General features: G+C 52.9%; 7 protein-coding genes. 2 read left to right on the top strand and 5 right to left on the bottom strand.

Annotated elements, in window-relative coordinates:
* Window positions 1-333: 333 nt before the first annotated feature.
* Window positions 334-2430, top strand: a complete 2097-nt coding sequence (locus tag AC5S3R_RS02410; protein WP_494265018.1) for a hypothetical protein — start codon at window positions 334-336, stop codon at window positions 2428-2430.
* A 196-nt stretch (window positions 2431-2626) separates the two neighbouring features.
* On the opposite strand, the gene AC5S3R_RS02405 is transcribed toward AC5S3R_RS02410, so the two are convergent.
* From AC5S3R_RS02405 to AC5S3R_RS02385, 5 genes are all read right to left on the bottom strand, one after another.
* Window positions 2627-3925, bottom strand: coding sequence for a sensor domain-containing diguanylate cyclase (locus AC5S3R_RS02405; RefSeq protein WP_494265017.1), 1299 nt, complete (start codon window positions 3923-3925; stop codon window positions 2627-2629).
* Between the two features lie 822 nt (window positions 3926-4747).
* The gene (locus tag AC5S3R_RS02400) at window positions 4748-6397 is read right to left on the bottom strand and encodes a hypothetical protein (RefSeq protein ID WP_494265016.1); all 1650 of its coding nucleotides are present in this window, start codon (window positions 6395-6397) and stop codon (window positions 4748-4750) included.
* A 315-nt stretch (window positions 6398-6712) separates the two neighbouring features.
* Window positions 6713-7189 (bottom strand): hypothetical protein, encoded by a 477-nt coding sequence (locus AC5S3R_RS02395; RefSeq protein ID WP_494265015.1) that lies wholly within the window; start codon window positions 7187-7189, stop codon window positions 6713-6715.
* A gap of 308 nt (window positions 7190-7497) precedes the next feature.
* A complete protein-coding gene (locus AC5S3R_RS02390; RefSeq protein ID WP_494265014.1) occupies window positions 7498-8256 on the bottom strand; it encodes a LytR/AlgR family response regulator transcription factor in 759 nt (252 codons plus the stop codon).
* The gene (locus AC5S3R_RS02385; protein WP_494265013.1) at window positions 8253-10220 is read right to left on the bottom strand and encodes a sensor histidine kinase; all 1968 of its coding nucleotides are present in this window, start codon (window positions 10218-10220) and stop codon (window positions 8253-8255) included. The genes AC5S3R_RS02390 and AC5S3R_RS02385 overlap by 4 nt, the downstream gene beginning before the upstream one ends.
* Window positions 10221-10321: 101 nt before the next feature.
* Between AC5S3R_RS02385 and AC5S3R_RS02380 the strand changes: the two genes are divergently transcribed.
* Complete coding sequence (locus AC5S3R_RS02380) at window positions 10322-13129, top strand: M16 family metallopeptidase (RefSeq protein WP_494265012.1); 2808 nt, start codon at window positions 10322-10324, stop codon at window positions 13127-13129.
* Window positions 13130-13167: the final 38 nt, after the last annotated feature.

Raw genomic sequence — 13167 nt, 5'->3', positions numbered from 1 at the left:
CCATAGATTTTCTAAAAATCGCACCTCATTCTAGCTACAAGTTCCATATCCCACCCATCAATAGCAAACTGTAGATTCGCTCCGTGCATCAAAAGTCAAAGAGACACGTAATCGCTCGGATTTTCTTGTAAATGATTTGCAAACAATGCTAGACTCCACCCGGTTTGCTTAAGCCTGAGTGCTCAATTGGATCAGGCATAGCTAAGGCTCAAATCGTCAGGCAAGGCTTAACTTAGGCTGCTCTGTGAGCCAGATATAAAGAATTCGTGCTCGCCGACAAGATTGCTTAGCCAGAGTAGTTATTTCAATCAGCTCAATCTGGAGGAGTCTCCTATGGAGTTAACCACTCATTTTTCGGTAGACCATTCACGTTCGGCAATTTTTGCATTTCTGATTGTATCGACTGCCGTACTGTTGCCTGCGCAGCAAAACGGAGCCGGCAATATTAGCCAGAGCGATTTTGAATACCTGAACCGCCCGATCGTTACAGACTGGAGCACCAGGCATGTTGTCTTCTCAAACCCCGGCACGCTCGAAGATGCACAGCGTAATGGCAAAGAGCAGGAGTGGCGGCACATTGTGACCGATCCCCGCTATCGGATGCAATGGATCAGGCGATACTCCGCCTCAGCCGCATCGAAAGTGGCTTATGTTCCAGATCGTTCAAGCCTCCCGGGATACGAGCGGCATAACGAGGCAGATAGGTCCCGGGAGAATGATCGGGATAGAGGGCATGGCAGGGACGAAGGCAGAGATAGGGATAGAGACAGAGATCGGAATAGAGACCGGGGCAGGGGAAAACAAAGCGAGAGTGACGAAAAAGTCGTGATTCGCGGAGACTGGTCTGTACCTGTTGGAGCTTCTGGAGCCAGTGTTGCCGCTGACACATACCCTGCAAAATTCACCTTTTCAGCTTTCAACGCACCCGACTGCACTGTCGATTTCGTTGTCTATCCTGTCGCCTCTGCCAGCACGGGAACCAGTGCAAATATCGTCGGTGTCAATAATCTGTATAGCGGCACATGCTCGGGTACAGTTCCCAATGTGCTCTTTGCCTATAACGTCGGAACAGGTAGTATTCAAACATCGCCCGTTCTTTCACCGGATGGCACCAAGGTTGCCTTTATCGAGAGCAGGACCAGCGGTGCGTCAATTTTTCACGTGCTGACGCTCGACAAACGTGGCAACGCGGGTTGCGCGACTTCCACAAGTCCCTGTAATGGAACGGCCTATAATTCGGCCGCGGTCCCGGGAACGAATAACACGGCTGTGGATACAAAGGTGACACTGAACTTGAACGGAAGTACAAACGGGCCAATCACTCGCTCCTCGCCTTTTATTGATTACACCAACGATATTGCCTACGTGGGGGACGATAACGGCAATCTGCACAAGATCACTAATGTTTTTGGCCTCTTTGGTGGCACTCCAACGGAAGTGGTAAGCAGCGGCTACTGGCCAGCATGTGTAGGCACCTTTAGCAGCAGTTGTAGTTTCACTCCCATTCTTTCCAGTCCAGTTGTGGACGGATGCTCTACTAACGGCGGCGGCACTCCTGCTCCCACCTGCCCAGGGGGCGCGTCCGGTAGTGGATTGATGATTATTGGAGCGAGCAACGGTACCCTGTTCGGAGATCCGACAGGATATGGCGGGTACTCTGGGATTAGCGGACTTGGCGGTTATAACTTCGCCAGCAAAACAGTGACCGTGGGCACCTCGATTTTGGACGCGCCAATCCTGGATGGTACGACAGAACAGGTATTTATAGCAGCCAGCAATGGCAGCAACATGATTCTAGGTCAGGTGAAGGTTTCACCGACTGCCTCTGCTTCGACCAGCGGTACGCCGTTTCCGAACTCACCTATAACGGTCACAACGGGCATAAACGGAACAGATGCTTATGATGGAGCGCTTGATAACGCATACTACTCAAGCGCGGCCAGAACGGGATTCATGTATTTCTGTGGCAACGCTACGGGCACTGCAACACCGGCGCTCTGGCGAGTTGGAATCTCAAACGGCACAATGAGTACGACAGTTGTCAGTAACGTGTTCCAGTTGGTAAGCGGGACCAACGCCGGCACAAGCTACGATTGCACCCCGCTGACGGAGTTCTACAACTCCACTCAGGGAGTCGATTATCTCTTCGTAGGCGTAAAAAACAGCGGAGCACCGGCAGGTTGTAGCAACTCAACATGCCTTATGAGCTTTTCGCTTCCAATGGGCTATGGCACACCCGCTACCAGTGTTGCCATTCCCACTCTTGCCGCAGCAACTCCCATCCCTGCAGGAACAGCTGGCGCGGCGACCAATGGCGCAAGCGGAATAGTAATCGATAACACTTCCGGACTAACAGGGACATCGCAAATATATTTTGGGAATCCATTTGCTGGCGCAGGAATACAGATGTCACAATCCACTTTGCAATAACGTCGAGATGAGTGAATCAAAGGAGACAAGAATCCTCGGCCCGGGACATCGCTCCCGGGCCGAGTGATTGAACTACTCCACTCACTTGGTTTACTTCAGCGGTATCTAATCTGCAGCGTAGTAAGCCCCGAGCTTTACAGAGACTGTCATGGCGAATTTAGCGGTTTAGCCTTATTTCTGGCTCCGCTCGCGTCATTTACGGATTGGAACTGCCTTCTCCAACCACCCGGTTTCTCCCGCCTTCCTTTGCCACATAGAGCGCCTCATCCGCGCGTTTGAGCACCGTGCTTACGTCATTCTCTCCGGAGTGACGTGTAGCTACTCCAATGCTCACCGTAAACGGAATTGCCTCGCCACTCTTCCATCGGAACTCAAACAACTGCGACTCAACTGCGGAACGAAGCTTCTCGGCGTTTTCGATAGCCTGCTCCAGATTAGTGCCCGGAAGCACAGCCACAAACTCCTCTCCGCCCAGACGCGCAAAGATATCCATCCTGCGGCTACCCGTACGCCCTACCTCAGCCAGCGCCTGCAGCACTTCGTCGCCTCTGTCATGTCCCCACGTGTCGTTTACTTTTTTGAAGTGGTCGATGTCCAGTATGAAAATCGAAATATCATTCTTTGAGCGGAAAAGGCTCTCCGCTGCATCCAGAAATGCGCGTCTGTTAGGCAGCCGGGTTAACTCATCTGTGGTCGCCTGCTTCTGCAACAGGTCCATCAGGTGAATCCGGTCTGCGATATCACGAATGACTGCTGTGAACTCGATTATTCCATTCACATTGATCTTCGAAATCGCGATCTCCACTGGTACGAGTGCCCCATCCTTATGCAAGCCGTAAATGCGGTTGCGCTCATCCATCTGGCGCGAGTTGACCGGCGACTGCGCAAACTGGCTTACGTAACTATCGTGATGCTCACGAAAGCGCTCAGGCAACAGCTTTACCAATGGTTGTCCAATCATCTCGTCTTGCGTATAGCCGAACAGCATCTCTGCGGCGTGATTAAATAGCGTCACATTGTGCTGCTGATCCATAGTGATAATTGCGTCATAGGCTGCATCGACTACAGAGCGGAAGCGCGACGTGGTGACTTCCAACCGATGCGTGAGCAGCATCTTTGGCGTAATATCCACGGCAGTAATAAGAATATCGATGATTTCCGTATCTCGCTCCGGCAACTGCAACCGCTTGAGCGTCATTCGCCACCAATGCGTACCATCCTTCAGGTCGTATGCCTGTTCCAACTCCTGTGGCTGGCCGCTGTGATAGCACTCCATCAGGCTGGCACGAAACTCGCGTCGGGCATAACTGGGCACAATCGTGTCAAACGGAACCGGAAATGACCGCGCTCCGTTAGGTTGCCCACCAGTCATCTCGAAAAAATTATCGTTGCAGGCCGTAACGACTAACGCGCCCATTTCATCCCGTGCCACTACGGCAACGCTTGCGGCAATGCCATCCACAAGCTCTTGAATCTTAGCCTTCCACTCGCTCATAAAGCACCATGAAGAATAATTTTGTGTTCACTCAAGCCGACTAGTTCAAGTTCCATATCAGTACACAATAAGTAGTTCTTCTACGCAACGGAAAAGCACCGGAAACGAAGACATAGGCTGTCGTCAAGCCAGAGTAGAGACTGTTAGCATCTATGCGGAATCCATTTGTATTGCTGAATCGTTGATCGAGCAGGCATGGGTAGGCTGCGTATGCGTCTGTAGACGTCGCATCTTCCGCTCCGCAAATCACTGGCATTACCCCATTCAGCGCTTAGCATTACTGGCTTCAATATCACATGCTGAGCCGTAGCGCATATCTTGGCGCAAAATTGCGACCATAAGTTGGCATATTCCCCATGTAACCCGTTTGTTTCCAATCGCCCCGTGTTTGTGAATGGTTCTTGCAATTTGGCCATGGAGGCCATAATCTGTCGTTTTGTTCCATGCGACAGCATAAGTTGGCATATTGTTCTTGAGAAATGAGACCGTTCACGCCTACTTCTCCCTACTCAATCCCGAAAGCGGGGACCTTCTCCCTGTCACTTCCTCTACGAATCGCTCCTAGAGCCTTCTAGCGCGTTTTGGTGTTCCGTGCTCAGAACCCTATGTGCGCATAGATTCGGATATCCCATCGGAGCATATAGGCCAATGGCGTGGCTCTGTGAAACCATTCCCAGTTCGCTTTTTGAACCCACTGATCGGTGTGCCTGTTCATTCACGTAACCACCCAGGCCTGTCACGTTAAACAAAGCCCCTCCAGCCACCTATCTCAAATATCAGAGATAACAGATGACTGAAGGGGATGCTCTGTGCTGTTGCTCGTTAGTGTCGGATCTGCATTGTCGTCTGTGACGATGCTTTGGGCCTCATGAACGAACTGCGGATTTGTGCAGTGCCAGTAGCTTCAGTCGATCCTTGCATCTGGAACATTCCAGTTCCCAGTTGATTTTCATCCGTCTCAACGACGATCGCCGTCGAATTGTCGACAACGTAAAAGGCAAGGTTGAGTGAGGATGTGAAGGAATTTGAGCCGGTTTGCAGGCCTGGGAATGAGATTGTCCCTCGTCCGTTTGAACTGAGCGAATACGTGCCTGTTCCGAGGCTTTCGTTCGACTGAAGATAGCCCAGATTATTGACATCGTAGAGTCCAGTAAGGTTGGTGTCATTTGCTGTGAACTGAGAGATCATATCGACCTCTCCGTTGCCATTGACTCCCGAGAGATTGAACGCATAGCCCTGCGACGAAGCCAGAGACGTTGCGCTTTGCTGGTAGATTGTTCCCCCCGATATGCCGGTTGAGGTCGCGGCTCCATTATCAATTTCTACGAGGAACGCTCCGCTGCCGTATGGATAGGCGGCAAACGTATACGATCCGGTGCCGGGAACATTGTTATAGAAGTTGCCGTTGTAGATGCCGTTCAGGGTCATCACAGACCGCGGTCCACTGGCGCTAAAACTGCCACGGACGCTTTGAGCCTGTTCATAGTAGCCATCGTCGTTCATATCTTGCTGGCCACCCGTGATCTGGCTGTTTCCGTCAGAAGTTAGCATACCGGCAGAAGCAAAGGGGTAGCCTCCCATATCTTCGCCGGTCAGAGTAAATACCAACTGGCCGCTTGGGAGCGTCGTTTTCCCAGTCGCAGAATAGGCGTCCCCTTCAAGAAATGCTCGGGAATCAGTTTCGATCAATTTGAGATGTGTAGCATCAATCGGCCAAACATCAAATTGAAGCGAGCCGAATCCGGATACGTTCGTCGTCAACTGGGATGTGCCGGGCGTGCCAACGGTCACGTTTCCCTGGAGCGCACGATTGCGCAGCCCTTCGGAATTCCCGTTATCGTTGAAGTCCTGCACGCCTGAAGTAATATCTCCGTTCGCATCCAGCGTAAAAGATCCCGCAGTGATAAGAGGGTTCACGATGGTTGAGTCAATGCCATCAAGCCCAAATGCGTAGGTTCCCTGGAGAGCGCTTTGTACAACGTTGGCGGTTTGCAGATCGAGAGTTCCGCTACCGCTGCCGGCAATGTCAAAGCGGGTGATTAAGCCATGCGAATTGGAAGAAAGCGCAAAATCAAGGCCGATATAAACCGACTGTCCATTGATAGGGACGCTGATCGAGCCGCTGCCTCTGCCGTCGGCAGTAATGCTGTAGTGCCCGGAGGCCGCGAGGCGGTTCATGGAGTAGCTTGTTCCGTGAGCAGAACCCAGAGCAGGATCATTGATGTCCACGGTGCCACTGGTGAAGTTTCCACTGCCATCCGCGGTTAGCGAACCGGCTATAGCAAAAGCGCTGCCATTGCCGTTGGAGTTGTCATAACCGGAGAAAGATAGGATATAGGTGCCATTCAAATTGCTATTGCTGAATGCACCTCCAGGAGGTGCGCTTGCTTGATTGCTTGAGCCTCCGCAGCCCATGAGTGCCGCGAGCGCCAGTGTGAGAACCGACCAACCTATTTTATTTCGAAAGAACATACGTCTGTGAAACCTCCATGTGCCTAGCAGCCATGATTGAAGCGTGCTGCTGCCCATTGGAAGGCTGGACGAAAATAATTGTTCTTGTCTTTGGAGGCTGGACGACAATTTCGTACAGAGCAGGAGGCGTGCTGATGAGGATGTCGAGATATCTGAGGTTGGGTGAGAATGTCAGGCTTTAGCGAGACTCATAAAGCGCATGCTTGAAGCTGTATTGGGATGCTTGAATAAGGGCTATGCCGTACGGCGCTTCCAGGAGCCGCACGGCATAGGGACATGATGAATCCGGTAATGTGGGAGGAGTAGAGTTGAGAGTTAGGGGACTGGCGCCCAATGTCCGGCGACCCATGTGTATCCGCTGCCTGACCAGATATAAGCCCCGTTGACCCATACGTAACCGGGAACAGGCGCTACATAGCCGACCGCGACGGGCGCCACAGGATAAACGGCGGGGCCAATTCCAACGCCGACAGCAACAGTTGGCGCTATGCCAACTACAGCGGTGGAATGCACAACGGCTGCTCCGTAATAGGGGCCTCCACCATAGTGGACGCCCCAGCCGTAGTAGCCTCCTGCGTAGTGCCCACCATAGTACCCGCCAGCATAATGTCCGCCGTAGTATCCACCGCCGTAGTAACCGCCATGATAGACACTGCCGCCGGCTGGAGGGACTGGCCTGCAGCACCCGCCATGTGCCTGAGCCGATGCGCTGTTCGGGATAGCCCAAAGAGTGAGCGTCAGCAGACTTATAAGAAGAAATTTCGGGAAGAGACGATTGATTTTGCGTAGCATCGGAATCCTTTCATGCCAGAGGTCTTCTGGTTCATATCGAAGTGAAATGGAACTGATCCCCACAAGGGGCTGTTACCAAATCGCGGGAGATGGCGTTCACGGGTAGCTTTCTTTGTCCGATGAACTCTTCCGCTATCGATCATGACCCGGTTCTTCCGGGGAACTCTCGCGTGTTCTGGCGAGCGCGGATTTAGTCACTTGAGTGCGGAAGATGGAGTGAATCAGAGATCTGAAATGCTTGATACGCTGCTCTCAATCCATTCCGGACTTCGACGGAGAAGTCATGGACATGTGTGGGGATGCAGTTCTTAGAGGCCAGGCAGACGGACACGCAATTCCTTAGCTCTCCGTTCGCTCACGATCAGTTCTGTTTCTTGAGGATCGGACATTACTAAGGAAAACGTGCTGCCGTCATAGGGCTTCACTATTTTTATCTGTGAGAGATTTACGAGGACTTCCCGGCGCGCCCGGAAGAACAGCTCAGGATCGAGGCCCCCCTCTAGCTGATTAAGCTGATAGTTGGTCCAATAATTTTCAGAGGCCGTTTGGGCGCGCACAATTCCCGCGTCAATATAGAACCAGAGGATCTCGGCTGGATCGATCAGGACCAGGCGATTGTGTTTTCGGCAGACAATACGGCTGATCCGTTTCTGAGAGTTCGCCAGTACCTCTGTCCGCTCCTGGTTCTCTGCACGGTCGGACTCAGAGCCGAGAAGTTTGCGGGCGCGTTCGAGTGCGTTAGTTAGACGCGGCACTTCGACAGGCTTAAGCAGGTAGGCAAGGGCATTTGCCTCAAATGCTTCGAGCGCATGGTCGTCGTAGCTGGTTGCGAATATGATGAGCGGCATCTTCGCAGCAGTGGATGCCTCGCGCACGACTCCAAAGCCGTCAAGTTCCGGCATGCGGATATCCAGGAAAACAAGATCGGGATGAAGCGAATCAATTATAGACAAAGCGTCGAGTCCGTTCTCTGCTTCTCCAATAATTTCGACATCGGGAAACTCGGCCAAAAGCCGAATCAGACGCCGCCGTGCGGCGGATTCGTCGTCTACAACAAGCACCCTCATGAGTTATCCTCGCTACCTTTGTCAATTAGCACACTCACCTCTGTGCCTCCTCCCTCTCGTGGTCTCAATGTGAGGCTGGCTTGTCCCGCATACGCCGTCTGAAGGCGCTTGGCCACATTCCTTAACCCAACATGGGGGTTGCGATTCGTTTCTTCCTGATTTGAGCTCGCCGCAAGTCCGACGCCGTCATCCGCCACGATGAGCTCAAATCCGGAATTGGTACGCTTTGCGTGGATGCTGAGAGTACCGCCATTCCGCTTTGGCGACAGGCCATGTTTAAGCGCATTCTCGATCAAGGGCTGCAGAAGCAAGGTTGGAATCTTTTCCTTCAACACATCGGGCTCTACGTCGAAACGAACTTTCAGACGATGCTCGAATCGTGCCTCTTCAATGTCCAGATAGCTTTTAGCGAAATCCAGTTCTTCGGCGACAGATGTGAATTGACGGTCCGTGTTGGTCAGTACATAGCGAAATACTGCTGAAAGGCGAAGTGTCATTTCTTCCGCTTTCTTTGGCGCGACGACCGACAGATCCGCAATCGTATTGAGGGAGTTGAACAGAAAATGGGGATTAACTTGTGCGCGCAGAGCTCTTAGTTCAGCCTCCGCAATCTCCTCGCGGAAGGTGCTTTCTCGCTGTAGCCGTTCAATCCTCCTCTGCTCTGCCAATACGGCGCTGATCCGTACGTGCATTTCGCCAGCGATTCGCACTACAAAGCTCAACTCCATTGCTGTCAGGGGTGGGCGGAGTACACCATTGCCAAGAGCAATCCAGCGCTCTGCCGTCCCTTCCTGAATTAACGGAACGAGGACATCGGCTGATGGGGAAAGAATTGACCGAAGAGGGCTATCGGCGTGGATGAAATATGGATTCGGGCCAGTGAACGGTATGGACTCATGTATGGAGCGAATATCTGCGAGTTCGACGATTTTCACGGCCGCAAGTGACAGGACATTACGGATGGTTTCTGTCCCTGCCTCGTATACCTCTTCCTCGTTTTCGATATCGAGAAGCGTTTCCCAGAACGTTTGAGTGGCCGAATTGAAGTCTGGAACCTCAAAGACCCAGCGGTCGATCCATTCGTCAGAGATGCGCGTAACGAGCGGGGTAACGCAAACAGCTACGGCGATTACAGCTACGGCTAGGAAAGCGAAGACCGCTTCCTGATTTGGTTTCGCGGCGCTAAGACGCGCGAAGGTCTGGACGATTTCCCATGTCATCAAGGAGACGATGCACCAGGTGTAAATCCTGATAACTCGCTTGACGATGACATCTGCCAGTCGCAAGCTCGCGAACACGAACATCATGCCAAGCGTGACGAGCATGTTGAATATTTCGATGGCTGCGTTGACGCCAGGCATGCCTAGAAAAAAGAATCCTCCCAGGTATCGATGAAACAGATTGATCGAGATACCAAATAGTCCTACTGAAGTAAGTCCAGAAAAGAGAAGCAATCCCTTCTGACGGAGTTGAAGGTTTTTGGAAAGAGAGGCCCGCATCCGGAGCAGGAATGCTGACAGCGTACATATGAATGCGGCGATGAGCAGAACCACGTCGCGTGCGCTGGCAATTAACGCAACCGTGAGAACAGGAATACCGAGGCCAGCATTGGCAGCCATTGCCCACTGGAGCCAGGAACTCTTCCGGGAGCCGGAACCTGAAGCCTCCGGAATCGGAAGATAGTAGGCTGACAGGATTAACGGGATAGCCATGGTGGCACCAAAAATCACCAAAATGGTCACATCGTCCAGCCAGACCGGAGGCGGGGGGGCTACCCACGAATAGATAAGTCTGATTCCGCGTGCCATGCTGGCGCCAGACATCAGTGCCACTATCGGTCCGAATCCGCGGGGTGTGCTCCCGCTGCGAAACAAGAGGTAGACCGCACGCGCAAGGAGGAACGCCACCGCTACCTGGGCGATCTCTCCCACCGTGTGCAATAACAAAATATTCGTGTCTACCATGCTTATCGTCCAAAAGGATTTGTCGAGGAAGAGTCGAGCCTCTCTCGTTCTGCACATCTTCATTGTAGGGGGCATTGTTCTTCTGCAGGACTCTATTAGTCTTGTATATCCGCGTTCATCGCAGTGAATCCGCGATCAGAAACAAAGAACCTGAAACCATCCCTCCCATCGTTCAGTGTGTATTCAGCCGCGCTTGCGGAGTCATGTCATTCAGGAGTGGGAAGGGTTTGAATTTAAGAGCAGCGACTCTCGTCGGCGTACTGGCTTTTGGGATTGCCTCCATCGCACATGCGACATCGGAGAATAGATATTCTCAGGCTTCGATTCGCGCCACGCTCCCCAATGGCATGCGGGTCGTGATCGTCCCAGATTCAATTGCTCCGGTAGCTACCGTGGAGTTGAGTGTATTGGCCGGCGGTGACGAGTCGCCGCGTCAGTTTCCGGGCATGGCCCATGCACAGGAACACATGGCCTTCCGGGGATGCTCAGGAATGACTGCGGATCAGACCTCTGCGATCTACTCCTATCTCGGTGGGCAGAACAACGCTGAAACCGAGCAGGCAGTGACGCGTTACTACGTTACTGTTCCATCGGATGACCTTGAGATCGCACTGAGACTACAGGCCGCATGTGTGAACGATGTCGAAGATCGGCCAGAGGAATGGGCGAAGGAGCGTGGAGCCATTGAAGAGGAGGTGGAAATGGACCTCTCTGATCCCTGGTATCGCTTCGAACAGAGAGTCGATGAGGATATGTTCGAAGGCACTCCCTATGCTCAGGATGCATTGGGGACAAAGAGTTCTTTCGACGCTCTCACTAGCGATGCGTTGAAGAATTTCTATCGTCAATGGTATGCGCCGAACAACATGATCCTGGTTGTAGCGGGCAAAATTGATCCGGATTCGACCATGCGCACGATCCAAAGACTATTTGGTGGTGCTGTGCGGCGCGAGGTTCCGTCGCATCCCCTTATAAAGCTCAGCCCTGTCAAGACCGAGATATTCACGATGGGCAGCAACCTGCCCAATTACATAGACGTAATTGCATACCGATTCCCAGGAACAGATTCGCCAGATTATGCCGCCAGCCTTGTATTGGCTGATGCTCTTGCGAGCCGAAGAGGCGCACTCTACAAGCTGGAAACGTCAGGACGTGCTTTGAACACGGATTTCGACATTATGGAGACTCATTCCAAGGCCGGTATCGCATTTGCGGAGGTTGAGATCGCCGACGGTGAGAAACCCGGTGAGGCTGTTTTGCGGGTCGAGAAGATTCTGGAAAATTACGCTCGCCAAGGAGTTCCTCCAGAGATGGTGCAAGCTGCCAAGCGTAGTGAGCTGGCGCGTGCGGAATTTGAACGCACGTCGATTCCTGGTCTCGCCGATGCGTGGTCCAATGCCCTGGGAGCGGAAAAGCATGATTCTCCTGATGTGGGCGTTGACGCGATCCGCAGGGTTACAGCAGCGGACGTGAACCGGGTGGCTCGGCAATTTCTTGACAAGAGAAACAGAGTGGTTGGCGTTCTCGTTCCGTCCTCTGGAGGCGTATCGAAAGCCGAAAATCATCTTGAGCGCAGCGAGAAGACCACGACTACCCCTACGCGGTCCATTGAACTGCCTTCCTGGGCGGCCACTGCTCTTGCTGAGCTGAAGGTTCCACAAGAAAGCTCCGCTGTTGCCGATATGACTTTGAGGAATGGGCTTCGCCTGATTGTCCGAACGGACTCCAGCAGTCCAACTGTGCTGGTAAGAGGGTCTGTGAAACGCATCCTTCCTTCGCGCTCCTCTCCTTATGACGTACTGGACGCTGAAGTGCTGGATGCAATGTATGACCACGGGACCCGTAAGATGGCGAGCTTTGCATTCCAGAAGGCACTCGACGACATCGGTGCCGAAGAAGTAGGTGGATATCACTTTGCCTTGGATGTTCTCAAAGATAATTTTTCGCGCGGTGTTCAGTTGCTGGCTGAGAATGAGTTGCATCCCCGGTTGAAAGCCCGTGACTTCCATACCGCGATGCGACAGGTTATCCAGGAACTTGCGGGCGACATGAGAAGCCCCGAAGCACAGAGTTCTCAGGCTTTGGCCACGGCGCTTCTACCTCCCGGAGACCCTGAACTTCGTGAAATTAAGCCGGGCACGCTTCGAGGGATGAATCTCACGCTACTTCAGAAATTCTATGTCTCTGCAATCCGTCCGGATCTGACGACGATTGTAGTGGTGGGCGATGTCACGCCGGAAGCAGCCAGGGAGGTTGTCGAGAAATGGTTTGGCGCATGGAGAGCGAGCGGGCCAACTCCAGACACGACGTTGCCGGCTGTCCCAATGAACACTGCTTCTTCGATTGAGATTTCTGATCCGGGCGCAGGAGAAGATACCGTTACGTTTGCGGAGCAACTTCCTCTCGACCGCTCTGATCCCGATTATCTTCCCCTGAAGCTTGGAAACGCTATTCTCGGGGGCGATTTCGAGGGAGCCCGTCTTTATCATGATCTTCGCCAGGTTTCCGGTTATGTATACTCGGTCAATCTCGACCTGAATGCTGCTGCGAAGCGGGCCGAATATACCATCAGCTTTGGAGCCGCACCGGAAAACTCCGCAGACGCGGGCGCAATTATCCGACGTGACATCGAAGAAATGCGCGCCACAGAAGTTTCGCAGGAGGAGCTTCATCAGGCAAAAGCGTACCTGCTGCGACAGATTCCTCTGAATGAAGCCAGCGAGGAAGATGTAGCGCTAGGCCTTCTCGCTCGCGCGGAGGCAGGCCTTCCTCTCGATGAGCCTTTGCTTGAGGCACAGAAATACCTTGACATCACCGCTGCACAGGTGAGGAACGCCTTCGTTGGAAAAGTACGGCCAGATGCGTTCGTCCAAGTTGTGCGCGGCCCCTCGCACGAAAAGAAAGATTAGTCCTGACCACCCTCCAAATGCATGTGCTTGGTTTCATC

It is taken from the genome of Occallatibacter sp. FHG110214_02, assembly GCF_059115385.1.
Note: the sequence above shows the minus strand (reverse complement) of the source record. Positions and strands in the feature narration are given on the sequence as shown.